Origin of the sequence: Paenibacillus marchantiae (assembly GCF_028771845.1) — a bacterium.
Lineage (GTDB): Bacteria > Bacillota > Bacilli > Paenibacillales > Paenibacillaceae > Paenibacillus > Paenibacillus marchantiae.
The window spans coordinates 884,222-910,442 of the sequence record NZ_CP118270.1 but is presented as its reverse complement, the minus strand read 5'-3'; the positions used below and the strand labels follow the sequence as shown (position 1 = coordinate 910,442).

The 26,221-nt window shown below is 48.4% G+C and carries 21 protein-coding genes and 1 pseudogene; 16 read left to right on the top strand and 6 right to left on the bottom strand.

Annotation, left to right across the window (positions count from 1 at the left end; translation table 11 throughout):
- The first annotated feature begins 153 nt into the window (after nt 1-153).
- Nucleotides 154-882 carry a class I SAM-dependent DNA methyltransferase gene (locus tag PTQ21_RS04135; RefSeq protein ID WP_079697563.1) on the top strand — a complete coding sequence of 243 codons (729 nt, stop codon included), beginning with the start codon at nt 154-156 and terminating at the stop codon, nt 880-882.
- Nucleotides 883-986: 104 nt separating this feature from the next.
- Here the strand turns inward: PTQ21_RS04135 and PTQ21_RS04130 are convergent, their stop codons facing one another.
- Both PTQ21_RS04130 and PTQ21_RS04125 read right to left on the bottom strand, forming a co-directional pair.
- Nucleotides 987-1,766, bottom strand: coding sequence for an ABC transporter ATP-binding protein (locus PTQ21_RS04130; RefSeq protein WP_024629731.1), 780 nt, complete (start codon nt 1,764-1,766; stop codon nt 987-989).
- Between the two features lie 85 nt (nt 1,767-1,851).
- The gene (locus PTQ21_RS04125; RefSeq protein WP_420800354.1) at nt 1,852-3,078 is read right to left on the bottom strand and encodes an MFS transporter; all 1,227 of its coding nucleotides are present in this window, start codon (nt 3,076-3,078) and stop codon (nt 1,852-1,854) included.
- A gap of 119 nt (nt 3,079-3,197) precedes the next feature.
- Here PTQ21_RS04125 and PTQ21_RS04120 point away from each other — a divergent pair, with 119 nt between their 5' ends.
- From PTQ21_RS04120 to PTQ21_RS04080, 9 genes are all read left to right on the top strand, one after another.
- Nucleotides 3,198-4,094 (top strand): helix-turn-helix domain-containing protein, encoded by an 897-nt coding sequence (locus tag PTQ21_RS04120; protein WP_274568920.1) that lies wholly within the window; start codon nt 3,198-3,200, stop codon nt 4,092-4,094.
- A 466-nt stretch (nt 4,095-4,560) separates the two neighbouring features.
- Nucleotides 4,561-5,478 carry an ABC transporter permease gene (locus PTQ21_RS04115; protein ID WP_274568919.1) on the top strand — a complete coding sequence of 306 codons (918 nt, stop codon included), beginning with the start codon at nt 4,561-4,563 and terminating at the stop codon, nt 5,476-5,478.
- A gap of 30 nt (nt 5,479-5,508) precedes the next feature.
- Nucleotides 5,509-6,390, top strand: coding sequence for a carbohydrate ABC transporter permease (locus PTQ21_RS04110; protein ID WP_063565907.1), 882 nt, complete (start codon nt 5,509-5,511; stop codon nt 6,388-6,390).
- Nucleotides 6,391-6,445: 55 nt separating this feature from the next.
- On the top strand, nt 6,446-8,041 hold the full coding sequence (locus PTQ21_RS04105; protein WP_274568916.1) for an extracellular solute-binding protein: 1,596 nt from the start codon (nt 6,446-6,448) through the stop codon (nt 8,039-8,041).
- A gap of 32 nt (nt 8,042-8,073) precedes the next feature.
- Nucleotides 8,074-9,057 carry a LacI family DNA-binding transcriptional regulator gene (locus PTQ21_RS04100; RefSeq protein ID WP_274568914.1) on the top strand — a complete coding sequence of 328 codons (984 nt, stop codon included), beginning with the start codon at nt 8,074-8,076 and terminating at the stop codon, nt 9,055-9,057.
- Nucleotides 9,058-9,104: 47 nt separating this feature from the next.
- Nucleotides 9,105-10,217 (top strand): glycoside hydrolase family 88/105 protein, encoded by a 1,113-nt coding sequence (locus tag PTQ21_RS04095; RefSeq protein ID WP_269054299.1) that lies wholly within the window; start codon nt 9,105-9,107, stop codon nt 10,215-10,217.
- Nucleotides 10,214-11,296: a pectinesterase family protein gene (locus PTQ21_RS04090; protein ID WP_274568912.1), complete on the top strand. Its 1,083-nt coding sequence runs from the start codon at nt 10,214-10,216 to the stop codon at nt 11,294-11,296. Before PTQ21_RS04095 ends, PTQ21_RS04090 begins: the two co-directional genes overlap by 4 nt.
- A gap of 372 nt (nt 11,297-11,668) precedes the next feature.
- Entirely contained in the window at nt 11,669-13,240 is a 1,572-nt protein-coding gene (locus PTQ21_RS04085; RefSeq protein ID WP_274568910.1) for a chitinase, read from the top strand.
- Entirely contained in the window at nt 13,241-15,340 is a 2,100-nt protein-coding gene (locus PTQ21_RS04080) for a glycosyl hydrolase family 18 protein (RefSeq protein WP_274568909.1), read from the top strand.
- A 251-nt stretch (nt 15,341-15,591) separates the two neighbouring features.
- Here the strand turns inward: PTQ21_RS04080 and PTQ21_RS04075 are convergent, their stop codons facing one another.
- Together PTQ21_RS04075 and PTQ21_RS04070 are read right to left on the bottom strand one after the other, a co-directional pair.
- Complete coding sequence (locus tag PTQ21_RS04075; RefSeq protein WP_072733807.1) at nt 15,592-16,437, bottom strand: aldo/keto reductase; 846 nt, start codon at nt 16,435-16,437, stop codon at nt 15,592-15,594.
- A gap of 208 nt (nt 16,438-16,645) precedes the next feature.
- A complete protein-coding gene (locus PTQ21_RS04070; protein ID WP_072733806.1) occupies nt 16,646-17,845 on the bottom strand; it encodes an MFS transporter in 1,200 nt (399 codons plus the stop codon).
- A 163-nt stretch (nt 17,846-18,008) separates the two neighbouring features.
- Between PTQ21_RS04070 and PTQ21_RS04065 the strand changes: the two are divergent.
- The 3 genes and pseudogenes from PTQ21_RS04065 to PTQ21_RS04055 all read left to right on the top strand — a co-directional run bounded on the left by PTQ21_RS04065 (nt 18,009) and on the right by PTQ21_RS04055 (nt 19,637).
- Nucleotides 18,009-18,403, top strand: a pseudogene (locus PTQ21_RS04065) (winged helix-turn-helix transcriptional regulator).
- Nucleotides 18,400-19,077 (top strand): TIGR00266 family protein, encoded by a 678-nt coding sequence (locus PTQ21_RS04060; RefSeq protein ID WP_063567751.1) that lies wholly within the window; start codon nt 18,400-18,402, stop codon nt 19,075-19,077. The pseudogene PTQ21_RS04065 and the gene PTQ21_RS04060 overlap by 4 nt, the downstream one beginning before the upstream one ends.
- Nucleotides 19,078-19,175: 98 nt before the next feature.
- Nucleotides 19,176-19,637 carry a MarR family winged helix-turn-helix transcriptional regulator gene (locus tag PTQ21_RS04055; RefSeq protein WP_063567752.1) on the top strand — a complete coding sequence of 154 codons (462 nt, stop codon included), beginning with the start codon at nt 19,176-19,178 and terminating at the stop codon, nt 19,635-19,637.
- Between the two features lie 95 nt (nt 19,638-19,732).
- Here the strand turns inward: PTQ21_RS04055 and PTQ21_RS04050 are convergent, their stop codons facing one another.
- Nucleotides 19,733-20,707 carry an aldo/keto reductase gene (locus tag PTQ21_RS04050; RefSeq protein ID WP_274568908.1) on the bottom strand — a complete coding sequence of 325 codons (975 nt, stop codon included), beginning with the start codon at nt 20,705-20,707 and terminating at the stop codon, nt 19,733-19,735.
- A gap of 110 nt (nt 20,708-20,817) precedes the next feature.
- Between PTQ21_RS04050 and PTQ21_RS04045 the strand changes: the two genes are divergently transcribed.
- Nucleotides 20,818-21,852, top strand: coding sequence for an LCP family protein (locus PTQ21_RS04045; RefSeq protein ID WP_309304326.1), 1,035 nt, complete (start codon nt 20,818-20,820; stop codon nt 21,850-21,852).
- 248 nt (nt 21,853-22,100) lie between these two features.
- Nucleotides 22,101-24,668, top strand: a complete 2,568-nt coding sequence (locus PTQ21_RS04040) for a DUF2339 domain-containing protein (RefSeq protein ID WP_274568907.1) — start codon at nt 22,101-22,103, stop codon at nt 24,666-24,668.
- Between the two features lie 413 nt (nt 24,669-25,081).
- On the opposite strand, the gene PTQ21_RS04035 is transcribed toward PTQ21_RS04040, so the two are convergent.
- Nucleotides 25,082-25,237 carry a hypothetical protein gene (locus PTQ21_RS04035; protein ID WP_170867836.1) on the bottom strand — a complete coding sequence of 52 codons (156 nt, stop codon included), beginning with the start codon at nt 25,235-25,237 and terminating at the stop codon, nt 25,082-25,084.
- 222 nt (nt 25,238-25,459) lie between these two features.
- On the opposite strand from PTQ21_RS04035, the gene PTQ21_RS04030 reads away from it, so the two are divergent.
- The gene (locus tag PTQ21_RS04030; protein WP_063567756.1) at nt 25,460-26,131 is read left to right on the top strand and encodes an FHA domain-containing protein; all 672 of its coding nucleotides are present in this window, start codon (nt 25,460-25,462) and stop codon (nt 26,129-26,131) included.
- Nucleotides 26,132-26,221: the final 90 nt, after the last annotated feature.

Genomic DNA, 26,221 nt, shown 5'->3' with positions numbered 1-26,221 from the left:
TTATAATCATCATCTTCTAATACGTAAGGGCTGTCTGCTGGAGTATTTCGGGCGACAGCCTTTTTGCTGTAGAAACCTATGCCGATATTCTGTATAATCTTCCAGGCTGAATATGAGAGCTGAACTTCATTACAGTAACGGAGGGGTTGCGCAATGAGCGAACGGGGATCGGATTTTTACGAAGATGGGGCCAATTTCGAGAAGTATATGGAACGCCGGCAGTGGCAGGAGAATGCCAATGATACGTTGGAGAAGCCTGTAATGCTGGAGTTAGTCGGAGACGTTGGGGGCTTGAGCATATTGGATCTCGGCTGTGGGGATGCGAGGTTCGGAGCAGAACTGTTGGGTCCCGCCCACCGTGGTGGCAGTTATACGGGAATTGAAGGTTCAGTGAATATGATTCAGGCAGCCAATGAATCGATAAAGGGTCAGAACGCACAGATTGAGCAAGCGTATATCGAAGATTGGAGCTATCCCGCAGATACATATGATCTGGTCATATCCAGACTGGCGATTCATTATATTGAGGATGTGGACAGCCTATTTCGCAAGGTATACCACACGTTAAAAGAGAATGGCACATTCGTATTTTCGGTAGAACATCCTGTGATCACGTCCACGTTGCAGCCTTCGGGGGTGCGAACCAACTGGGTTGTCGATCAGTATTTTGTGGAGGGGTTTCGTGAGCAGCAATGGCTTGGAGGTACGGTGAAAAAAATGCATCGCTCCATTGAATCCTACTATATGGCATTACAACAGGCAGGATTTCAAGTACAGCATCTGCGGGAATCGGCGCCTCAGCGTCAGCATTTTGTGAACGAGGAGACGTACCTGCGCAGACAGCGGATTCCGTTGTTTTTATTCCTGTCTGCCCGGAAATAATACACAGAAAATTGTGGATAATTCATAATATAGCCAAAGAGCCCAAAAACCTGTCCACATGTGGATAAGATTTTGGGCTGCTTCGACTATTCTGATATAAAAAATTATTTATCCGATGCTCTGACATATACACGTTCTCCATGTCGGTCCACATCCACAGGTGATTCAAAAAAGTTACTCAGTACGTCTTTGTTCATCAACTCACTGGTTAATCCGCTATTCACGATCTCACCCCGCCGGAGCAGCAGGCTGTGACTGAACACAGGCAATATTTCCTCCGTATGATGAGTCACGTAGATGAGCGAAGGGGTATCCGGCTTCTGCGTCAGCTCACTGATACTTTCAAGTAGCCGCTCTCTAGAGAACAGATCGAGCCCATTGCAAGGTTCGTCCAGAATGAGAACACGCGGGTTAGCCATCAGGGCTCGGGCAATGAGCAGCTTCTGCTTCTCCCCCTGGGAGCAGGTACGGTATTCGCGATCCCACAGATGCTGACAGCCGAGCGTATGCATCAATTCTCGTGCTTGATCCAGATCCTCGTCGGACAGTTTATCGTACAGTCCGATGGTGGCGTGTTTGCCACTAATCACGACATACTGGGTGCGGTCGGTGCCATACAATTTCTCCTGAAGGGAGGAGCTGACCCAGCCAATCGACTTCCGCAGCTCACGCAAATCCACATCCCCGTAACGGTGTCCGAGCACAGATATTGTACCTTCTGTGGGCCAGAGATATCCGGTGATCATGTTCAGGAGTGTGGTTTTACCAGAACCATTCAGGCCAAGCAATGCCCAATGTTCGCCTTCGTTTACACGCCAGCTGACATCGTTCAGCAGGGTGATTGGTCCCCTTTTCCAAGTAACATGCTGTACATCAATGATCATGGGTTATTCCTTCCTTCTGTTTAGCCTCTGTCTCCATTATCCTGACCTTATTGTAGTCACAAAACGACTGACGTTTCAATGCATATTAGGCGTTTCTTGGCCGATCCCGGCGCAGGAATACAGCACACACCCCGAGCAGCGGCAAAAAAGAACATAGCTTGATGACGAATGAAATGCTGGTCACATCAATCAGGGAACCGAGCACAACCGAGCCGAGTCCCGCCATGCCGAACGACAGGCCGAAGAACAATCCCGATACCGTCCCAATATGACGCGGCAGCAACTCCTGTGCGTAGACAATGATGACACTGAAGCCGGACATCAGAATCAAACCGATGATGCCGCATAATACCATGGATAGAGCAGGTCCCGCATAAGGCAGCAGCAGTGAAAATGGTGCAGTACCCGCGATGGAGAACCAGATCATCGGTTTACGTCCATAACGGTCAGCCAGTGGGCCGCCGAGCAGGGTTCCAACCATACCCGCAAATTGCAGAACGAACAGGCAGATCTGGGCCTGCGAAAGAGGCAGGTTATACGCATCGGCGTAATAAAAGGCATAGTATCCGGTCATGCCGGCAATATAAACGAATTTGGAAAACAGCAGCAGGATGAGGATCCCCATTGTAAAAGCGATAAATCCCCGACTTACAGGTGGGGCAGCAGGCTGCACAATGCCATTTGCCTGTACAGGCTGTTGCTGACGGCTGCGATTTTCCGCCAATTTGTCTCTATACCAACGGCTAACGGAAGACTGGATAAAGATCCCGATTAGGGCAAAAGCCATTAGCCACAGAAAACTAAGCTGTCCATGCGGGAGCAGGATAAAGGCAACCAGCAACGGGGCGAGAGCCTGACCTGTGTTGCCACCGACCTGGAAGATGGACTGTGCCATTCCGCGTCCTCGACCTGCCGCCAGATGGGCAACGCGTGAGGATTCGGGATGCAGAATGGATGAGCCTATGCCGATCAATGCTGCGGAGACAAGCAGCATCCATAGCTCGGAAGACAAGGCAAAGCCGAGAACACCGATGAGGGAGAACAACATGCCGCCAGGCAGAAGGATCGGCATGGGCTTGCGATCAGACATATAACCGACCAGCGGCTGTAGAACCGATGCGGTAATATTCAATGTGAAGGCAATCCAGCCCATCTGGGCGAAACTGAGCTGCATGGTCTGCTGGAACAGCGGAAAAGCAGATGGAACAACGGTCTGCATCGCATCATTCAGCAGATGGGCGAAGCTGACTCCGGCAAGCGCCCAATTGGCGGAGTGATTGATTTGCATTTTGCTTACAGCGGCTTGTGCCACGGGAGATCACCTCGAATTATTTTTTTTACCATGATAAAAGATACAGACAGATATTGTCTTTGTGAAAAGTGCTTGGAAAGTGAGCACGATTTGCTATAATGTCAGCAGGTGAGGAAACGATGGAATTAAATATGATGCTGAATGGATTGGAATTGTGGAAGGCTTCTGGCGGATTCACCAATGAACCTCATGTGCATGATGACTGGTATCAGGTTACGTTGCCTGTAAGAGGGCAATGCCATCTGGTGCAGGAACAGCATGCTTATCCACTACAAGCAGGACTAGGGATTATTGCACATCCCCGGATGGAGCACTTTTTTGAGATTGGTTCGGATTCCGCGGTTATCGTTATCAAGTTTCGTAAGCCGCCAGCTGGCGGATTGGAGGATTCAGGAAGGCAAGGGGAGCAGACCGAATTTCGGACTACACAAACCTTCGATCCTGCTGAAATTAGCAGACTGTTTCGAGGCTGGAACGCCATTTTGCTGGACGATGCGCCTGAACCATTGCAGATACAGGAAACGGAGCTTGCAGTAGAGACATATCTTGGACGAATGCTGACTGGTCAACCGAATGGGAGTAACCTGACGCTGGCAACCGCAGGAATAGGTGTGGCGGGGAGTGGGGGGGCTGGTCTGGTTTACGGGCAGCTTCAAAATCTGTATCAGCAAACAAGCAGCCACGGTGGCGGCGCGTTCATTGACCCCCATCTGCGGCGCGTGCTGGAGTATATACACAGTGACTATACAAGTCCAATGGACATTGAATCGATGGCGGCGGTTGCGCACCAGAGCAGATATCATTTTATGCGTTCCTTCAAGGCACTGACAGGTTCAACGCCGTATCAGTACGTGCTGAATTTGCGTGTGGAGGAAGCCACCCGACGACTGCGCCATACAACAGATTCTGTGACCACCATCAGCTTTGGGCTGGGGTTCTCCAATGTCAGTCAGTTCTACAGGGCTTTTCAGCGCTTGACGGGTGTAACACCGATGGAGTATCGAAACCAGATGTAGAATCCCAAGAGGACAGGTACACGTTTCAAAAATAGAACAATCCTGCGCTGCACCAGAACGCTGGCGTAGGCAGGACAAGGACCGGGCAGAACGAAAGAAATACGTTCATTGCCCTTTTTTTCGCGCTTTTTTGCCCGCTAACCTGTCTCCCAGATCGACAAAAGCATGCAGATCTCTTCGCAGGCAAACACTGATTTTTGTTGTTGCCAAACCAGATGGACTTTGCTAAGATGGGAAAAATAGTTTATGTAAGCGTATACATTTAGGGTAAAATTACAACGTTGTAATTATAGGCTTAAGTTTATATCTACTTCATCAATCGATTCATATTTTTATTAATATTCCATTATTAAAGGGGTTTAACGGTTTTTGTATTTAAGAGGATGATTTGATTTATGCATGAAGTGGCATGTTTATGTCCAAAAATTCAAACGTTGTAATTTTATTATGAAGGGGAGTCTAAAAGGTGAAAAATCGCATGTCCACGCTGTTCAGCCTGATCAAACGGGATAAGTATTTGCTGCTGATGTTCTCACCCATTTTTCTGTATTACGTCATCTTCATGTATGTTCCCATGCCGGGCATGCTGCTGGCCTTCCGCAATTTCATGCCGGGGCAGGGAATGTTCAGCGGGGAATGGGTGGGCCTGAGGTGGTTTGATCAGTTCGTGAATTCCATCTACTTCTGGAGGCTGCTGCGCAATACGTTTTTGCTCGCCTTCCTGCCGCTCCTGTTCGGCTTCTCCATCCCCATTCTGTTCGCCGTCTGTATTGTAGAAATCAAGAATCAGACGTTCAAGCGGTTCGCCCAGACCGTCACCTACCTTCCGCATTTCATCTCCACCGTCGTGGTCGCGGGCATGATTATTAACTTTCTGTCACCCACGGACGGGATCGTGAACACCCTGATTGCCAAGCTCGGTATGGAGAAAGTGAACTTCATGATGGACGCCGGATGGTTCCGAACGATATTCACCAGCTCCGATATCTGGCAGAGCTTTGGCTTCAGCTCCATTATCTACATTGCAGCCATTATGGGCATTGACCCCGAAATGTACGATTCCGGCAAAATTGACGGCGTCAACAAATTCCATGAGCTATGGCACCTGACACTTCCCAGTATCAAACCAACGATTGTCATCCTGCTGCTCCTGTCGCTTGGAGGCATTATGAGCGTAGGATTTGAGAAAGTATATCTGCTCTATAACGGTGCTACCTATGAGACCGCAGACGTGTTATCCACCTACGTATACCGAATGGGGATTGAAGGACAGAACTACGGATTTGCGACAGCCGTCGGCCTGTTCAACTCTATTATCACCTTTGTGCTTGTGTTCGCGGCTAATACGATGACCCGGCGTCTGACCAAGATGTCACTCTGGTAAGACCATATCCCGACCCAAAAGGAGACCTGTATGCAAAAATCGAGAAGTGACCGGTTATTCTACGGATTTGTCTACCTGCTGACCATATTGGCAGTCGTCGTTACGCTGTATCCTTTTCTGTACGTGATCAGCATTTCATTCAGCTCAGTTGATGCGATCGACAAACAAAAGGTTGCGTTGTGGCCGGTAGGATTCACTTTGTCCGGGTACAAAATGGTGCTCCAATACCGGGAGTTGTGGGTGTCCTTCTATAACACCCTGTGGTACACCGTTATAGGTACACTGCTGAATATTGTAGCTACGTGTCTAGCTGCATTTCCGTTATCCAGACAACAATTTTTCCTGCGCAGAAAGCTGAACTTTTTCATCGCCTTCACCATGTATTTCTCGGGTGGACTCATCCCGGTCTACATGCTGATTACGTCACTGGGGCTATATAACACCCGCTGGGTGATGGTGCTTCCTGTGCTGGTCATTACGTTTAACGTCATGATTTGCCGCTCAGCCTTTGAGGGTATTCCGAATGAAATCTTCGAAAGTGCAAGCATAGACGGAGCCAATGAACTGACGATGCTGTATCGTCTGGCGATACCCATTATCAAGCCAACGCTTGCCGTACTAACGTTATATTACGCCGTATTCCACTGGAACAACTTCTTCTCAGCCCTGCTATATCTGGGCAAACAGGATATGCAGCCCTTGCAAATGTTCCTGCGCAGGGTGCTGATCATGGCATCACCGGAGGTCATGCAAAAAATGGGCGGCACGATGACCACGGGTGCGCTCGCGGTGTCCACACTTCAGGTTCGGTATGTGTCGATTGTGGTCAGCATTCTGCCAATCGTTACGATCTACCCTTTTATCCAGCGGTACTTCGTCAAAGGGATTACCCTCGGAGCCGTGAAAGGATAGCCTTATTGATCACCATGCTTCACCCAAGGTTGTTCATAACAAGGAGGAATAACGGATGATAATCAGAGGGGCCGGAAGAAAAAGTGTTCTCGCGGTGATTCTTGCTATCAGTCTCGCCGGATGCAGCAGCAGTACAGGAGCAGGGGGAGATAAGGGCAGTGCTTCACCAAGCTCGGAGCCAGCGTTCAACTACACAGGGGCAGGTCCGGTAACGGACCAGAAAGATGCCAAGCTGTCGATTCTCGGGACTAACGCATGGACGACTAACGTGGATCTCTCTACTGCCGAGATTGTTAAGAAAATTGAGAGTAATGCCGGGGTAACAGTCGATTGGGATCTCATTCCGCCGCAGAATTATGCAGATGCGGTGAATCCAAGGCTTGCGGCCGGAACAGGATTGCCGGATATCGTCTATCTGCCGGATCAGGATCAGCTCATGAAATACATTAACAGTGGTCTGTTTATTCCGCTGAATGACCTGGTGGAGAAGTATGGTGTGAATCTCAAAAAAATTTACGACAAATCCCCCTCCGTCAAAGCCAGTTTAACGACGCCAGATGGTAAAATGTATTATGTTCCGCAGCAAACGCTTACGAAAAACTACATGCCCTTGTTTATGGTGAATGAACGCTGGTTGAAGAAGCTGGGACTGAACGAACCTGCGACACTGGATGAGTTCACAGCGATGCTGCGCAAATTCAAGACAGACGACCCGAACGGAAACGGCGAGGCGGATGAAATACCGTTGTCCATGGAATCCAAGTTTGTGCCGATGGCATTTGGTCCTGCTTTTGGTCTTGATCTGTCCAATCAGTTCTATGCTGATGACCAGGGTAAGGTACATTTCAGCTATTATGAGCCTGCCTACAAGGAATATCTGACATACCTGAACGGGCTGTACAAAGAAGGACTGCTCGGGGTGGACTATGCCAGTACCACAAGTGATCAGGTGACCTCCCGCATCTCGCAGGATGTAACCGGAGCCACGTTTAATTTTAGCTGGTACATGTCGATGGTCTACAGCCCGCTGTTCAAGGATTATGATCCGGTGGAGCCCATCTTCAAAGGCATTCTGCCACTGAAAGGACCGCATGGAGACCAGTTCTATATTGGACGTACTCCTGTGAGTGGGATTTTTGGAATCTCCAAAGATAGCAAAAATCCTGAACTCGCCTTCCGTTTCTTGGATTATGCGGTTAGTGAAGAAGCGCAGACGTATTATACGTGGGGAATCAAGGATGATACGTACACCGAAGAGAATGGCGTGAAGACATTCACGGACAAAGGCAAAGATAATGACTATATCCAGAAACTCGGCATTGGTCCCGTGAATCTGCCGAACATTCAGTCTACTGATTCGGCGGATTCCGTTGTGGCCGAATGGCATGCCAAGCTCGACAAGGAATTGGAGCCTTACATCCACGAGCCGTTTCCATTCGTATATGCTCTGCCAGATGAGGCGAGTGTAGAGAGCATGTCCATGCCTGATATTACGACATATGTGGAAGAGATGAACTTCAAATTTATAAGCGGAGATGCCAGTCTGGATCAGTTTGACAGTTATATTGAGACTTTGAAAAAAATGAACATTGAGCAGGTTATTGCCGGCAGACAGGCGCAATATGACCGGTATAAGGCCGCACAGCAATAAGCTTCCCAAGGGTTGAGAGGTGTTGATTGATTTTGATAACCATTAAGGACATTGCCAAACTGGCGGGAGTGAGCTACAGCACAGTATCCAAGGCGCTCAACGGTGATCCCCGCATCAAACCGGCGACGCGGCAGAAGGTGCTCGCGGTTGCGGAGAAGCATCAATATCGAAAAAACATTATGGCACAGCAGCTTTCCACCGGCAGAAGCAACATTATCGGTTTTGTTCTTGATGAACTGAGCAATCCGTTGTTCTCGAATATATCGGGCAATCTGCATGCGGAGCTGAAGAAGCGGGGATACCAGATGATTTTGGTCGTCGCGGATGATGGGCTGGATGTTTTTAGCCAGCTTCGCGTGGATGGATGTATCCTGTGGGATTATGCGCTGGACAATCGGGATGCCTTCTGGAAAAAGTTCGCGACACTCAACATGCCATGTTTTGTGCTTGGTACAGATGAAGCCCCGAATTCCCCTTACATCAAGATTGACCGGAAAGAGGGCATATACAAAGCGGTTGAGCATCTGAAATCACTGGGACATAGCCGAATTGGTTTCATTGGCAACTCCCAAAATATCAAGCTTGAAGGGTATCGGGAAGCGTTGCAGCGCACAGGCCTTGATTTTGATCAACGTCATGTGCTGCCTGCACATTCCTCCTGGGAGGATGGTTATTTTGCCATTCGGAATTATACGTTTGAATCAGATTCGCCAACGGCATTTATTGGCTTGAACAACCTGGTGACCCGAGGCGCGCTGCGGGCTTTGCTGGAAGCCGACTACAATGTGCCGAATGATATTTCGTTAATCGGTTATGATGATCTGCCGGATATGCAGTATGCCGAGGTGGCGCTAACCACCATTGGCCCGCCGCTGGATGAACTGGCAGCACAGGCAGCAGAGTTGATCGTATCGTTGATCCGTGATGAGCAGACGGATTATCCGGTGATTATCCAACCGAAGCTGAATCATCGCAATTCGACGGCAGTTTGCCGTCAGCAGGTGTCTGAGCATTAAGGAGGATAGGCTGAGTACAACATTCAAGGTCCAGGGAGGGTTCTTTTATGCAAGTACAGACGCAGTTATCTTGGTCGGAGCGAATAGCGGAGATGATTTGCCAGCAATGCGATGGAGAGGGCTATCATGTGTTTCCTTCGGAACGGTGGGCATATGTTCAGGGAATGACGTTAATGGCAATGGCACGCACTGGCAAGCAATATGGCAAGGAAGAGTATGTTTCTTTTATGAAAAGACATATGGATCTGTATGTTCAGGAGGATGGTTCCATCGGAACGTATTCCCTGGAAGAGTACAACCTGGATCAGATTAATCAGGGTAAGAACCTGTTCGAATTGCTGGAAACCACCGGGGATCAGCGATACGCTGAAGCTGCGCATCTGCTCGCAGCCCAGCTCGCTGGACAGCCCCGAACGTCGGAGGGCGGATTTTGGCACAAAAAAATCTATCCGTTCCAGATGTGGCTGGATGGATTGTATATGTCGTCCCCATTCTTGGCGCATTATGCTAAGACGTTTGACCGACCTGATCTGTGGGATGAAGTGGCTCATCAGATTTTGCTAATCGAACGCAAGACGCGTGATCCGCGCACGGGTCTGCTCTATCATGGCTGGGATGAATCGAAGGAGCAGATCTGGGCCGACTCCGTAACCGGATGCTCCGCACATTTCTGGAGCCGGGCGATGGGCTGGTATGCGATGGCGATCGTGGATAGTCTGGAGCACTTCCCGATCCATCATCCGCAACGGGGCACAATCATTGGCATCTTCGAGCGCATGTGTAATGCATTGGTACGTGTACAGGAGCAGGAGAGCGGGCTCTGGTTCCAGGTGCTGGATCAGGGATTCCGCAAGGGCAATTATCTGGAAGCTTCGGGTTCAAGTATGTTTGTGTATGCTATGGCGAAGGGCGTCCGCTTGCGTTACCTTGAGCCGCATTTCAGGCAGGCCGCAGAGAAGGGATGGCAGGGACTGACGTCCCGTTTGATGGAAGAAACGGAGGAAGTCGTGAAGCTGAACGCGATCTGTCACGGGGCAGGGCTCAGTCTGGATCGGGATGGTTCATACAGTTATTATGTCGGCGAGCAGATTGTAAGTGACTCGTTCATGGGCATGGCACCGCTCTTGCTGGCTGCGCTGGAAATGGAGCGATTGCCATGAACAAACCTCTGTCACATGGATCAGATGTGGATCTGTACAGGAAAGGTTACCTGGTTGCTGCGGACGGAAGCGGCGATTTTCCCACTATTCAGGCTGCCATTGATGCGATTCCGGCCGACTGCACTGAAAAGTATACGATTCGCATAAAGCCAGGCACTTATATTGAAAAACTACACATCGAGAAGCCGATGGTTCACCTCGTCGGCGCGGGAGCTGATCAGACTATCATCACGTATGATGATTATGCGCTCAAGAAGTTCCCGAACGGGGAGTTGTATCATACCTTTCATTCGTACACGACCTTTATTGGTGCAGATGATTTCACCGCTGAAGGACTTTCCTTCATCAACTCGGCTGGACCTGGTCGTGAGGTGGGTCAGGCGTTGGCTGTCTACGTGGATGGGGACCGGGCAGCCTTCAGGCATTGCCGATTTATAGGTCACCAGGACACGATCTTTACCGGAACGCTGCCCGAGCAGCCCATTGACCGGAGTTTCTTCGGGGGGCCGCGTGACGGGGCAGAGCGGCGGAAGCTGCGCCAATATTATGAGGACTGTTACATTGAGGGCGATGTGGATTTTATTTTTGGCTCGGCTACGGCTGTGTTTCAGGGCTGTGAGATTTTTGCGAAGAATCGCTTGAGCGATGTTGCTGCTGCAGAGGGAGAAGTGAATGGCTGGATCACGGCTGCTTCCACACCAGAGGATGCACGTTATGGCTATGTGTTTATCGATTGTGACCTGACCAGCAACGCCCCCGTTCAGTCCGTATATCTAGGTAGACCGTGGCGTAATCATGCCAAAGTCTGCTTCCTGAACTGCTGGATGGGGGCGCATGTGAAGCAGGAGGGCTGGCATAACTGGAACAAGAACGATGCGGAAGCGACGGTAGCGTACTTCGAATATCATAGTGCCGGACCTGGGGCCGGAAGTGTGATGGGGAGAGTTCCATGGTCGAAAATACTCAGTGATCAGGAAGCGGCCGAATATACTGTGCCTGTTATTTTATCCGGTGAGGATGGGTGGCAACCTTTCGAAGGTATGCTGTCATTTGAACTAGTCTCCTCGAAGTTAAAATAAGCGTGGTGATACATCCGTTTATTTATAAAATAAAAAAAAGGCCGTCTATCAAGTCTCTTAATGACTTGATAGACGGCCTTTTTGCGCGGTATATTACATTTTTCGCCCCCCATAGAAATAATTTATCCCTTATCTCAATTGCATTTTACTGATTAAATACAGGGTGAGGATCTGTAAATTCCCTGTAAATTTGGATGATGTCTGCAAAAAAAGAATACGAGAGGGAAGGTCCATTTTGATAAGGGAAGGGAGTGAAGCGATACTCATCGTCAGACGGTTTTATAAGCTCTATAGATCGCGGATCACATGTAAGTGCACCAGTGAAGCTTTGTTTGCAAGGTGAAAATAATCTGAATACAGGAGGGATTTTGCTTGAATCAAGCTGTTCGATTCCGCCCGGTCATTACATTCGCTTTGGCATTTCTTCTGATTATTACGTGGTTTGCACCAAGAGCAGACGCCGCTGCCCAGTGGCAGGCAGGCACCGCATACAAACAAGGAGATCTAGTAACCTATTTAAATAAAGATTATGAATGTATTCAGCCCCATACGGCTTTGACCGGATGGGAGCCCTCAAATGTGCCTGCATTGTGGAAATACGTCGGGGAAGGTACGGGAGGGGGAACTCCAACTCCGGATACGACACCACCTACCGTCCCTGCAGGTTTAACCTCATCCCTCGTCACGGATACATCGGTCAATCTTACCTGGAACGCTTCCACGGACAATGTGGGCGTAACCGGATATGAAGTGTACCGGAACGGTACTCTCGCGGCGAACACTTCAACGACTACGGCTGTAGTCACAGGACTGACAGCTGGCACCACATATGTTTTTACAGTCAAAGCAAAAGATGCGGCAGGCAATCTGTCCGCAGCAAGCACCTCTCTCAGCGTTACCACTTCCAACGGATCTTCGAATCCTGGGCCTAGCGGCAGCAAATGGCTGATCGGCTACTGGCACAACTTCGATAATGGCTCTACCAACATTAAACTGCGCAACGTTTCAACAGCTTATGATGTTATTAATGTCTCCTTTGCCGAGCCGATTTCACCCGGCAGCGGAACGCTCGCTTTTACTCCGTATAACGCTACGGTAGAAGAGTTCAAGTCGGACATTGCGTACCTTCAAAGCCAAGGGAAGAAGGTACTGATATCTATGGGGGGAGCCAATGGCACGATTGAGCTCACAGATGCGACCAAGAGACAACAGTTCGAGGATTCCCTAAAATCCATTATTTCAACTTACGGATTCAATGGTCTCGACATCGATCTTGAAGGAAGCTCCCTGTCTTTAAATGCGGGGGATACCGACTTCCGCAGTCCAACGACTCCGAAGATCGTTAACCTGATTAACGGCGTGAAAGCGCTTAAATCACACTTTGGTGCTAATTTCGTCCTGACCGCTGCACCGGAAACGGCCTATGTACAAGGCGGATATCTGAACTATGGTGGTCCTTGGGGGGCGTATCTTCCAGTGATTCATGCCTTGCGCAATGACCTGACCCTACTTCATGTGCAGCACTATAACACCGGTTCGATGGTGGGGCTGGATGGACGTTCTTACGCTCAAGGAACAGCCGATTTCCATGTCGCCATGGCCGAAATGCTGCTTCAAGGGTTTAACGTAGGCGGAAGCTCGGGTCCATTCTTTAGTCCTCTGCGCCCGGACCAGATCGCGATTGGCGTACCAGCTTCCCAGCAAGCGGCTGGAGGCGGCTATACGGCGCCAGCTGAGCTGCAAAAGGCATTGAATTATCTGATCAAAGGAGTATCATACGGCGGTTCCTATACCTTGCGCCAGCCTGCGGGCTATGCCGGACTCAAAGGCATTATGACCTGGTCAATCAACTGGGACGCGTATACGAATAACCAGTTCTCGAACGCACATCGTCCATTCCTGAATGGGCTTAGCACGCAAAAGACAGAGGAGGTTGTGTATTAAATGATACATTTAAATAAACACACTGCTTTTAAGAAGACTGCAAAGTTTTTCCTTGGTCTGTCCCTGCTCTTATCCGTCATCGTTCCTTCCTTCGCGCTCCAACCTGCTACGGCCGAAGCAGCAGATTCTTATAAAATTGTTGGTTACTATCCGTCCTGGGCTGCGTACGGCAGAAACTATAATGTAGCTGATATCGATCCGACCAAAGTGACGCATATCAACTATGCTTTTGCTGATATTTGCTGGAACGGCATTCATGGAAATCCGGACCCTTCGGGCCCCAATCCTGTAACCTGGACCTGTCAGAATGAAAAAAGCCAAACGATCAATGTACCGAACGGAACGATTGTGCTCGGCGATCCATGGATCGATACGGGCAAGACATTTGCAGGGGATACGTGGGATCAGCCCATTGCAGGTAATATCAATCAGCTTAACAAGTTGAAACAAACTAATCCTAACCTGAAGACTATTATCTCCGTTGGAGGATGGACGTGGTCCAACCGTTTCTCTGATGTAGCCGCGACTGCTGCAACTCGAGAGGTCTTTGCGAACTCTGCTGTTGACTTCCTGCGGAAGTACAATTTTGACGGGGTAGATCTGGACTGGGAGTACCCGGTATCAGGCGGTCTCGATGGTAACAGCAAACGTCCTGAAGATAAGCAAAACTACACATTGCTCCTGAGCAAAATCCGTGAAAAATTGGATGCAGCGGGAGCTGTGGACGGCAAGAAGTATCTGCTTACGATTGCAAGCGGTGCATCTGCGACCTATGCTTCCAATACGGAGCTTGCAAAAATTGCTGCCATCGTCGACTGGATTAACATTATGACATACGATTTTAACGGGGCTTGGCAAAAAATCAGCGCACATAATGCGCCGTTGAACTATGATCCTGCAGCTTCAGCCGCTGGCGTGCCAGATGCCAATACATTTAATGTGGCAGCCGGAGCACAAGGGCATCTGGATGCAGGTGTACCGGCCGCTAAACTCGTGCTTGGTGTTCCATTCTACGGTCGTGGCTGGGATGGATGCGCACAAGCAGGCAACGGACAGTATCAGACGTGCACGGGTGGTTCTTCCGTTGGAACATGGGAAGCAGGCTCCTTTGACTTCTACGATCTGGAAGCCAATTACATCAACAAAAACGGGTATACGCGTTACTGGAATGACACAGCCAAAGTGCCATATCTCTATAATGCGTCCAACAAGCGCTTTATCAGCTATGACGATGCGGAGTCCGTTGGATATAAAACGGCTTATATCAAGAGCAAAGGACTCGGCGGAGCGATGTTCTGGGAGCTCAGCGGTGACCGTAACAAAACACTCCAAAACAAACTGAAAGCCGATCTGCCTACTGGAGGTACAGTGCCACCAGTAGATACGACGGCACCAAGCGTACCCGGGAATGCTCGTTCGACAGGTGTGACGGCAAACTCTGTGACGCTGGCTTGGAATGCTTCAACGGATAATGTAGGCGTTACCGGTTATAACGTCTATAATGGCGCTAATCTTGCGACATCGGTCACCGGAACGACAGCAACAATCAGCGGACTTACAGCGGGTACTTCCTATACCTTCACGGTAAAAGCAAAAGATGCAGCAGGTAATCTGTCTGCAGCCAGTAATGCTGTAACTGTAAGTACAACGGCTCAGCCGGGAGGCGATACGCAAGCACCAACTGCACCAACGAACCTTGCGTCGACCGCGCAAACGACATCCAGCATAACGCTGAGCTGGACGGCATCCACTGACAATGTGGGTGTAACGGGTTATGACGTGTACAACGGAACGACACTGGCAACAACGGTAACCGGTACGACGGCAACGATCAGCGGACTTGCTGCGGATACCTCGTATACATTTACGGTAAAAGCAAAGGATGCGGCAGGCAACGTGTCTGCAGCGAGCAACGCGGTGAGTGTGAAGACAGCCGCCGAAACGACAAATCCTGGTGTATCCGCATGGCAGGTGAACACAGCTTATACTGCGGGACAACTGGTCACATATAGCGGCAAGACGTATAAATGTTTGCAGCCCCACACCTCCTTGGCAGGATGGGAACCATCCAACGTTCCTGCCTTGTGGCAGCTTCAATAGTTAAAAATTGAAATACAACATTTTTAATTGAAATGTGCAGTGTTGGCGAGCTTAGTTAGTGGAAAGAGAATATGACACATGGATTGTTTCTCGGCGCTAAACAGAAGAAGATAAGAAAAGGGAAGACCAAAAACCACCGGCTCTTGATCCGGTGGTTTTTGGCTATGGTATGTCAAAGCAGGCTCCAACAAGGCTTTGCCCTACTTAGTTTATCTAGAGGAAATATACTCCGACATAATTAGAATCATCAATTAGAAATCAAAGTTGTCAGGATCAGGTCCAACGCGAACATCTTCGTTCAGGGCGCTAATACGCTCCATCTCATCATTGGACAATTCAAAGTCGAAGATGGAAGAGTTCTCGACAATACGTTTTTCCTTGGTAGACTTGGGAATGGTGATGACACCGTTTTGCAAGTCCCAGCGCAGGATGACTTGTGCTACCGATTTACCTTTTGCAGTGGCAATTTCGGTCAGAACCGGATTGTCCAGAAGTTGACCCTGCATGAGCGGCGACCAAGCTTCCAATTGAATTCCGTTTTTCTCACAGAATGCTTTAAGTGGAGCTTGAGTCAGACGAGGGTGGTACTCTACCTGATTAATTGCTGGCTTCACTTCAGCATCCTGCAACAGATCTTCAAGATGATGAATCTGGAAGTTGCTGACGCCAATGGCTTTAATGCGGCCTGCTTTGTACAGCTGCTCCATCGCTTTCCATGCGCCTTTGTATCTCCCTGCTTTTGGCCAGTGAATTAGATACAGGTCCAGGTATTCCAGTCCAAGTTTGTTCAGCGTTGTCTCATATGCCGCAAGCGTCTCATCATATCCGAGGTCTGCGTTCCACACTTTGGACGTAATGAACAATTCTTCACGTTTCAGATTATTCTCTCTCAATGCCTCGGCAATCGCTTGGCCTACACCGGATTCGTTGCCGTATATAGCAGCTGTATCAATACTGCGGTAACCGTGAGCAATGGCTTGTTTAACGGCCTCGATTAATTCAGCTCCTTCTTCTACCTTAAATACGCCCAGTCCGAACCAAGGCATATGAACGCCGTTATTTAAAGCTACTGTGGATTGTAAATGTTGTGCTGTCATGTGAAGTCCTCCTCATATTATGAATCAAAATGATAGTAACGATGTTAAACGATAAATTCTAGTTTCCTTCATTAAGTCATAGTAGATTAAATTCGAATTAACGTATTATACTAGATTAAAATAAAGGCGAAACCGGTTCCGAGTTGCAGCTTCAACCTAGGAAAGACGCGTGTTTAGGCTGATATCTGACCGAACCTCCTAACCTGTCTTACGACTCTGATGGGGAATAGGGATGTTTACGATCAAGCGCTCTTGCCCAACCAGTCAGAAGAACAGCAGCCAGAACCATAATTGCACCAACCCATGTGGTATGAATCAGACCGATGGAATCTGTGATTACACCGCCCAAATATGCACCTATTGCGATACCTGCGTTAAAGGCTGCGATGTTGAAGGCGGAGGCGACGTCTTTGGCTTGTGGAGCATAACGTTCTGCGAGCGTCACGACGTACGTCTGAAGCCCTGGCACATTCATGAAGGCAAGCAGACCCATGCCGAGTATCGTGAGTAACGCTGCCAGCTTAAATGGAACTGTGAAATACAGTATGCCCAGAATAACGGTCTGGATGATAAACATATAGAAGAGTGCTCGGAGCGGATTGCGGTTGGCGGCTTTCCCCCCGATAATATTGCCGATAGCAATGGCGATCCCGTACAGCAGCAGAATTCCCGCGACCGTTTTCTCGGAATACCCGCTGATATCATGCAATAGTGGGGACAGATAAGTGAATACCACAAACGTTCCCCCATATCCCACGGCGGTAATGGCAAAAGCCAGCAGCAACCGTCCGCCTGTTACCAGCTTCAGTTGTTCTCGGAAGGCAGTTCGCGTTCCGCGTTGCAACGTGGATGGCACGAGAAGCATGTTGCCGATAAAGGCCACAACACCTACGACAACGATAAGAATGAAAGCTGCGCGCCATCCCCAGTTTTGACCGATGAGTGTACCCAGGGGTACACCAGTTACTGTAGCAATGGTCAAACCAGAGAACATGATGGCAATAGCGCTCGCCCGTCGGTTTGCAGGAACCAGGTCTGCCGCAATGGTGGAACCAATGGACATGAACACTCCGTGTGCCAAGGCGGAGACAATTCGCGCAATGAGCAGCATGGTAATTCCACTCGAGAGCGCCGCCATGGTGTTACCAGCGATGAAAACAACCATAATGGCAAGCAGCAGCGTCTTGCGTGACACCGTTGACGTCAATGATGTCAGAATCGGTGCCCCGAAGGTTACGCCTAATGCATATAAAGTAACGGTCAGTCCCGCTGTCGTTACGGAAATGCCCAGGTCATCTGCAATAAGGGGCAGCAGACCAACGCTGATAAATTCAGTGGTGCCGATGGCAAACGCACTGATTGCCAGCGCCAGCAGTGCCCAGGTACTGCGTTTTGAATCATGTAACATGTCTTGTTCAACTCCCCAGAATGTAGATTTACGTACCGGCAAATGCTATTATGAGTTATTCGACATAAAATGAATAGTACGTACTTTTTAGTACCCTACGTACTTTTTAGTGCCTATATAGCAATTGCTTTTATGAATAACAATTTCCGGGAGGACATTCAGCATGATCAGAAAGAAGTATAATATTTCAGTTGAAGCGACACTTGAGTCATCGGTGGCAAGTGGAAATGCGTTATCCTCTGCCATCTGACACACGGGAAGAAACGCACTAGTGATCTCAAACGTATTATGCCCGCAATTACGCAGAAAATGTTAACACAGCAGCTGAGGGAGCTTGAAGATGACGGGATTGTGAACCGCATTGTGTATAATCAGGTACCTCCCAAGGTGGAGTATGAACTGAGTGAATATGGCCGAAGTTTGGAACCGATTCTGAATGCCCTTTGTAATTGGGGAGATCAGCACATTATTAAGGAATACGGAGACAAATTCTCAGTGTTAGAGGATAATGGGTTAAATGATTTTAACACGGACAATAAGGAGCTGATGAAGCCGTGAACTATGAAATTCTATATGATGGTGCATTTGCGATGCTTAAGGTGCAATTGCAACGGGGAGAACGGTTCAAGGCAGAAAGCGGGGCCATGGTATCCATGACACCAACCGTTGACTTGAAGGGATCTGCTGAAGGCGGTATGTTTGCCGGATTCGGACGAATGATCAGCGGCGAGAAATTCTTTTTTCAGGAATTAACGGCTGCAGGTGGATCTGCGGAAATTCTGTTGTCACCCTCCAGCATGGGGGATGTGGAGGCGATTGAACTGGATGGCTCCTATTCGCTCTACGTACAGAAAGATGGATTTCTGGCCGGAACGGAAGGCATCCAGGTGAATACCAAAATGCAAAACTTGAAGAAAGGTCTCTTCTCGGGAGAGGGTTTCTTTATTATAGAGATCAGTGGGCGAGGAACAGTGTTCCTATCATCCTATGGTGCAATCCATGCGATTAATCTGGCTGCGGGTGAAGAAGTGATCGTGGATAATGCCCACTTGGTCGCATGGCCCAATTATATGAATTATCGCATTGAGAAAGCTTCACAAGGTTGGTTATCTAGCGTGACCAGTGGAGAAGGATTGGTATGCCGATTCCGAGGTGAAGGTACAGTCCTGATCCAGAGCCGTAATCCACATGGATTTGGTCAATGGGTCAAGCAATTTATTCCTTCACGCTAATGTTTTCCGCTGAAAATGTACAACGTTGAAACGCATGCGTTCCGACAATCGTTATAAGATAGGATGAAGCTCAAGGTGTAATGATGGAGGTATATGAGATGGAAAGCTCACGGTATAAAAATGCTCAGGAAAGTCCAGGGTATCTGCTATGGCAGGTTACTACGATGTGGCAAAAGGAAATACGCAGGGTGCTCGAGCCTCTGGAATTAACACAACCCCAATTTGTATTATTGCATGCCTGTGTGTGGCTTAATGAACGCGATACAGAGGGCAAGGGGGTAACTCAGGTCCAGCTTGCGCAATTTGCCAATGTGGATGTTAACGTTACTTCTCAAGTGCTCCGTGCTCTTGAAAAGAGAGAGTTAATAACTCGCAAGCGTCATCTTACCGATACCCGTGCGAATATTATTACAACAACGCCGGAAGGAACTCGCTTGGCGCTTGAAGGTATTCATCTTGTTGAAGCCGCGGACAAGGTGTTCTTTGATGTGTTAAGTGATCGTAAGGATGAATACATGGAAATCATGCAGGAATTTATCCAACATAAAACAGATGTTTAATTCATAGAAAGATTTTTTCTATGCTTTATTAGACTACAGAGTGTAGTGAAGTTGTACCTCCCAGACTTTTTAGCCGGGAGGTTTTTTGTATTGGTTCAATTAATCCGATAAGTCGCAAATGGCTTACCATGACGGAAAGAGTCGCTGAGTTGATCGAGCTGCGAGATTATATCATCGGTCAGTTTCATGTCCAGGCTAGCCAGATTATGCTCCAGCTGTTCCGTGCTCGTTGCCCCAACGATAACCGTCGAAACAGCAGGGCGTGCCAGCAGCCATGCAAGCGACAGGACACTTGGAGAGCAGCCATACGCCGATGCCTTTTCGCTGACCTGCTCACCTAATTTAATATTGTGTTCCAGCAGGAAACGATTGAAGGCCGGATCGGTATCCGCTCTGGAACCGGAAGGCACGCCCGCTTCACCGTTGTATTTTCCTGTCAGAATGCCACCAGCCAGCGGGAAATATGGAATGATACCTACGCCTTGATCAAGACACATCGGTACAAGTTCAAGCTCAGGTGTGCGATCAGCCAGAGAGTAGCTGGTTTGGGTCGAGATATAACGTACATATCCTTTTAGCTCGCTGGTACCAAGGGCTTTCATCAGCTCCCAGGCTGCATAGTTGGAAGCTCCGATATAGCGGACTTTGCCGGAAGTGACCATATCGTCCAATGTGCGCAGCGTCTCATCCAGCGGTGTGTGCGGATCAAAAGTATGGATCTGATACAGATCCACATAGTCCGTTTGCAGACGCAGCAGGCTATGTTCAAGCTCTTGCTGCAAATGATAGCGGGAGGAACCGCGCCCATTGGGACCTTCATGCCGGGGAAGTCCGGCTTTGGTAGCAAGCACAGCGTTTTCCCGTCTGCCCTTCAAGGCTTGTCCAATAATCCGCTCCGATTCTGTTCCGGCGTAGATGTTGGCGGTATCGATAAAATTGATTCCCTGATCCAGTGCCGCATGAATAATGCGGATCGAAGTCGGGTCGTCCGCCCGTTTACCAAAGGCATTGGTGCCGAGTCCAAGTGCGGAAACGCGCAGACCGCTATTCCCCAAACGTCGATATTCCATCGTTCATCACTCCTTCTCTGTCATTTCTTGTATAGCAGATTATAACGTAATCTATTGAAAACGTGTTATTAATATAGTTAAATGATTCTAAGACCGTTATTAAAGGAGATATGATGGAGAACAGTGCCGCACATTTAACCAGACGGAAGCCGAAGAAACCAAAGAAGAGATGGAAGAAACCTTTGATTATCATCCTGAGTACTTTAATTGTGCTGGGGGGACTCGGATTTATCTATCAAAAGCAACTCGTTGTGTTTGCATTTAACCTGTTTGCTTCGGAAACCGTAAAGGAAACGCTCGATGAATCCTTCAAGCCTGTTGGCGATAAGGATGCACCTGTTGTAGAACATACCGATCCATTCTCGCTGTTGTTGCTAGGAATTGACCAACGGGATAACGAACCAAGCCGTTCGGATACCATGATCTATTCTGTTGTGCGTCCGGAAGAAAATAAAGTGTTGCTCCTGTCGATTCCACGTGACTCCTACACCGATATTATCGGCCGGGATGTGAAGTCGAAGATTAATTCAGCCTATGCGCATGGTGAAGCCAAGATGGCGATGGATACCGTGGAGCATTTGTTGGAAAACAAAGTCGATTTCTATGCCGCGATTAATTTTAACGGACTCAAGGATATTGTTGATGCGGTTGGCGGTGTTGAATTGCCGATTAAGAAAAATATTGAGAACAAATCGAAAGCACATGAGAAGCTGTTTGTTGAAGCGAACAAACCGATCTACAGCGGCGAAGAAGCGCTGGGCTATGTGCGTTACCGGGAAGATTCCGATTTCAATCGGACGATGCGGCACCGTCTTTTTCTAAGTGCCTTCATGAATCGTGCGCTTGAGGTCAAAAACCTGACCAAGATCCCGGACGTTATCCAAATCGCTGGATCGAATTTTACAACCAACATGAACTCGGATTTCATCGTGAAATTTGCCGAGTCTCTATATATGAAAGACAGCACGCCAACAATCAGCAATTACATGCTGAAGGGTGAAGGCGCAACGCGCAGCGGCACATGGTACTATGATTTGTCAGAGAGTGATCTTCAATATGTGCGAACCCTGCTCGCGAACTGGCTGGACCCGGATACCACCGAAATTATGGAGCCGGAGACGGCGGATACGAAAGATCCGGCGTAAGCAAGTTTCCGAGGCTCAGCAAGATGACCGGAATTTGTATACGTATGCAGAATGACTATATCAATGAATGAGAGTCCTGGGAGCTGATGATTCCCGGGCTTTTTTATGTAAGCTTTTTGAAAAAATCCCGTAACGACTTCCAATCCGCAGAAAACGGTTGAATGATTCTATTCCTTAAACCCCATTTTATGGCATACATATAGTAAAATATAGGGAATGAATTTAACATCAACCAACGGAGGAAGCTCATGAAAGAGTTCAAGGATCGGCTTCACCAGGTTCAGGAGCAGCAGAAGCAGCTGGTAAAGGAATATAATGCTCTGCTTCAGGACTATCAATCCGATGACCTGATCGTGCAAAACGAACAACTGCGAACGCAATATGAAGCGCACCAACTCAAGCTGCAACAGCTTGAAGTACGCACACGGAAAATGGAAGAGGAGAATGCCCGTCTTCGCATGGCTCTATCCGAACAGATGCTGGATGAGAAATTGAATCTCATTCGTGTATCCCAGGAGAAGATGGAGACCTACTTTCGGGGAAAGACGAGTGTACATAATGATCGGCTCGTGGCGCATGAGCACCGCGCCAAAGTGAATTTGAATGCTATATTCAACCGAGCTTCAGAGGAACTTCAGGGTGACGCCAATGAGATGAAGGAAAGAATTGCTCATCTGGCTGCTGAGGTGCAGGAACGTATTGCATTGCATAGGCAGACCCTGTGGGAGAGGGAAGAGGCGCTGCGCGGACAGATGCAACAAGGATATGAGCATATGGCAGAAGAAGGCTTAAGCGAAGAGACCATTCAGCGGCGCATTCGCCAGAATCGGATGGAGATGAAGATTGGCCTGAGCTGGATCAACAAGGTCGCCATCCTGCTGATCATTCTTGGCGTTGGTGCAGCCTTTCAGTACTCCTACAAGACCTGGTTCAGCGATGAGGTGAAAGGAGTAGCGTTCTTCCTGCTTGGTGCGCTTATGCTTGCCGGGGGTGAGTGGCTGTTCCGGCGTAAAAGACAGACGTTCGCGATGGGGCTGCTGGGCGGCGGGATATCGGTTCTGTTTGGCTCCATTTTCTACAGCTATTTTCTATTGCATATCATCGGGTTATATACGGGACTTGCCTTGTCGGTGCTGGTTTCGGCGTTATCCGTTCTACTTTCGTTAAGGTATCAGTCCAGGACGATCTGCTCACTTGGTTTGGTTGGAGGGTATTTACCGTTAATCTCCTATGTGGCCTATTTCGGCCTTCAAGGCTCGGCTGTTTATGTGGCCATGATTTATCTGTTGCTCCTGAACGGAATTATTGTATGGATTTCATTTGGCAAACGGTGGCCAATCGTGCACTATATCAGTTTTCTGTTCAACACACCGTCCATGCTCATCCTGTTATGGCTCTCACCAAGTGAGAAGATCGGTATGGTGTATTCCATTGTGACATTTGCATTATATCTCGGCATTACACTGGCGTATCCGTTTAAACATCGGGTGAAGTTAACCTGGTGGGACTTTGCACTGCTCGCCATGAATACGAGCATCAGCTGCCTGATGTTATATGTATTGTTCGATGCAGCGGGCTGGAATGACGCACAAGGTTTGCTTGCTCTGATTTTTGCTCTGGTCTATTTCGGGCTCGCCCGTTTTATCCAGCAGAGGATGCCTCAGGAAAAACAGACCCTTCTATTGTTCTACGTGACTTCACTGACCTTTGCCATTCTGATTATACCGTTCCAGTTTGGTGCGAAGTGGCTGTCTATGGGCTGGCTGATCGAAGGAATTCTGTTGGTTACGCTCGGACATCTGAAGCGGTTCAAGTTGGTGGAACGTGCTGGATGGGGAATCGTGCTTCTGTGCATGTTCACCTTTGTGTACTATGACGTGCTGGTGCTGTTCATCATGGGGGAGCAATCCTATTTCATGCTAAAATACTCCTGCATCACGCTGGGTGCGCTACTTATTACACTCTATTACGCCTTGGATCGCAACGGCTCCCTATCCGGAGAGAAATATCATTATAGCCAGATAGAGCTTGGCTTTTTGAATGCATTCAAGTACATCACACTCGCCAATCTGTGGTTATATGTGCTGTATGAATCGAATGAATTGTATATGAAAGCAGTTGATGACTCATTCCTGTTATACCTGTTCTACAAATGGCTGATGTTCGCTGCGCTGACCATTGCCATGGCCTATGGATTGAGTAAAGTGAGGCTTTTGCGTGATCGGATCGTGCAGGGTTACATCGTCTTCCTGCATGCGGTGGGCTGTTGTATTGCACTGGCAGTAACGTTATCCATGCCGGCACTTCAGCCGGATGTTCAGCAGCACACAGCGGCTGAAGTCGTAGGTTTACTCGTATTAATTATCTTTAATGTGGGCGTGTTTTTTGCAGGAAGGGATCTGCTGATCACGGCAATCCGCGGGCAGTTCAAGAGCGTTGAATGGTATCCGGTGATCGCAGGGTTCTATCTGCTGGGTGTCATCACCGTGTTCTTGACGGTCCAGTTTCATTGGGGAGATGTAGGGCTGTTATTTAGCCTAATCTATCTGTTGCTTGCGATCCTGTACATCGCCTACGGGTTCCGAAGAAAATATGTGATGATTCGGCGCCTCGGTCTGGGCCTGACGTTATTTTCCACCGGGAAAATGGTGTTCTATGATGTGCGATTGCTTACATCGGGCAGCAAGATCATTGCCTATTTCAGCTTTGGCGTACTGCTGCTTGGCATTTCTTATCTGTATCAGAAGGTGTCGAGCCGGATGGAGGAAATTCAGGCTAGAGAGATAGAACAGTCTAATGAATCCGATCTGCCGTAGGATGAAAAAAACCAATTTTAGGATATTCGATACAGCATTCACAATCTTTGGGGGAGGGATACAACATGGGATTTGATCTGAGTATCATGTTATGGCAATTATTATGGATTGCTGGCTCTGTAGCTCTTATTGTGTATGGGTGGAGGAAACTTGGTATCAGGAAAAAGCGGCGCTGAGGACGGGGAATGCCGTTGCAACATCGCTTTTGACATAAGTCATTATCGGATGAACTGATCGGTATCCATATCATAAATATGCATTAAAATGAGGCTCTTGAGCGCTGGTTTTTAGCGTCCAGGGGCCTTATTCTGATGAACGGATTATGATCGAACCTCGTTCAGGATGGCATGACCCAGCATAAGATGACATTCGTGAAACGTTTTTTCTGTTGATCACGTTATAATAGAGTATACTTACGGCTGGGTATTCAGTTGCAACCATGAAGTTTCGGTTGTGGTTGTGCCTTTCAGTGATTCTCCGTGATCATCATTGATGCGGGAGAGCACTGTTAATGTAATGGATAGGGTGAAGGCGAGCAGCACATATATGAAAATGTTTTTTTTGTTCATGATGAGGGACCTCTCTTGTTGATTGGGCTAGGGCATGGATACGACTGTTATGAGAAAAAAGGCACAACGTCTGGTATAGTAGAGAAAAGCATATAACGATGCCTGTATACACTATATAAATTATTATGGATGCAAACAATGGAACAAATCTGATGAATTTATCATTATTTATGAACGGAACGCTCATAGAGATAGAGTGATATTTGAAGGTGGGAGAATAACATGCGGGAGACGGCAAAAATCGTCATTCGTACGCCAGGGCAGGAAAGTGACGGTTCGTTCGCTTATGTCAGCCAGGGGCGTTCTATTACAGTGGGGCGTTATACGGGTGGAGACGAACTGGACTTGTCTGTCTACAATCAGTTGATATCGAAGCGGCACTGCCGCATTCATTATGATGTGCAGCAGCAACTTTGGATTGAGGATCTGGATAGTAAAAATGGAACGGAATTGAACGGGCAGCGCCTCGTTCCTTATGAGAAATACCCGTTTGCCGAAGGAGACAGCCTGACCCTGGTCAACGGCTTGATTCAGCTTCGCGTAGAAGGGGATCTCGAAGAAACGAGAGAATATCGGCTATCTGACCTGCTGGGCGAGGGCGTGCGTTTACAGGATCACCTGCAAACGGTGCAGATTGGAGAAGTGGAGATTCCACTGTCCAAGAAAGAGTACCAACTGTTCAAGCTATTGTACAGCCAGTTGGATCACTTTGTGACACGGGAGCAGATTGTCGGCCAAGTGTGGCCGGAGCGAAGCATGCTGGAGAGTGAACCGGTAGGCATTGACGAGATTAACTCGCTGATCTACCGGACGAATCGCAAGCTGGGCGTACATTTTACAATCAAATCGGTGTACAAAAAGGGTGTATACATGAAGTCCCATGTGCCGGACTGAATGCGTGGAATGAGCAGCGGGATGGAATGAGATATAGTTAAAATAGAATAACAAGAAGGAAGCTTCTGTCAGGTTTTTTAGACCTGGAGA

Coding starts and splice junctions, on each gene's coding strand:
- PTQ21_RS04050 (WP_274568908.1), bottom strand. CDS start 20,707: ATGGAATATCGACGTTTGGGGAATAGCGGTCTGCGCGTTTCCGCACTT.
- PTQ21_RS04035 (WP_170867836.1), bottom strand. CDS start 25,237: ATGAACAAAAAAAACATTTTCATATATGTGCTGCTCGCCTTCACCCTA.
- PTQ21_RS04045 (WP_309304326.1), top strand. CDS start 20,818: ATGATGGAGAACAGTGCCGCACATTTAACCAGACGGAAGCCGAAGAAA.
- PTQ21_RS04030 (WP_063567756.1), top strand. CDS start 25,460: ATGCGGGAGACGGCAAAAATCGTCATTCGTACGCCAGGGCAGGAAAGT.
- PTQ21_RS04130 (WP_024629731.1), bottom strand. CDS start 1,766: ATGATCATTGATGTACAGCATGTTACTTGGAAAAGGGGACCAATCACC.
- PTQ21_RS04040 (WP_274568907.1), top strand. CDS start 22,101: ATGAAAGAGTTCAAGGATCGGCTTCACCAGGTTCAGGAGCAGCAGAAG.
- PTQ21_RS04090 (WP_274568912.1), top strand. CDS start 10,214: ATGAACAAACCTCTGTCACATGGATCAGATGTGGATCTGTACAGGAAA.
- PTQ21_RS04135 (WP_079697563.1), top strand. CDS start 154: ATGAGCGAACGGGGATCGGATTTTTACGAAGATGGGGCCAATTTCGAG.
- PTQ21_RS04120 (WP_274568920.1), top strand. CDS start 3,198: ATGGAATTAAATATGATGCTGAATGGATTGGAATTGTGGAAGGCTTCT.
- PTQ21_RS04095 (WP_269054299.1), top strand. CDS start 9,105: ATGCAAGTACAGACGCAGTTATCTTGGTCGGAGCGAATAGCGGAGATG.
- PTQ21_RS04080 (WP_274568909.1), top strand. CDS start 13,241: ATGATACATTTAAATAAACACACTGCTTTTAAGAAGACTGCAAAGTTT.
- PTQ21_RS04075 (WP_072733807.1), bottom strand. CDS start 16,437: ATGACAGCACAACATTTACAATCCACAGTAGCTTTAAATAACGGCGTT.
- PTQ21_RS04070 (WP_072733806.1), bottom strand. CDS start 17,845: ATGTTACATGATTCAAAACGCAGTACCTGGGCACTGCTGGCGCTGGCA.
- PTQ21_RS04055 (WP_063567752.1), top strand. CDS start 19,176: ATGGAAAGCTCACGGTATAAAAATGCTCAGGAAAGTCCAGGGTATCTG.
- PTQ21_RS04110 (WP_063565907.1), top strand. CDS start 5,509: ATGCAAAAATCGAGAAGTGACCGGTTATTCTACGGATTTGTCTACCTG.
- PTQ21_RS04105 (WP_274568916.1), top strand. CDS start 6,446: ATGATAATCAGAGGGGCCGGAAGAAAAAGTGTTCTCGCGGTGATTCTT.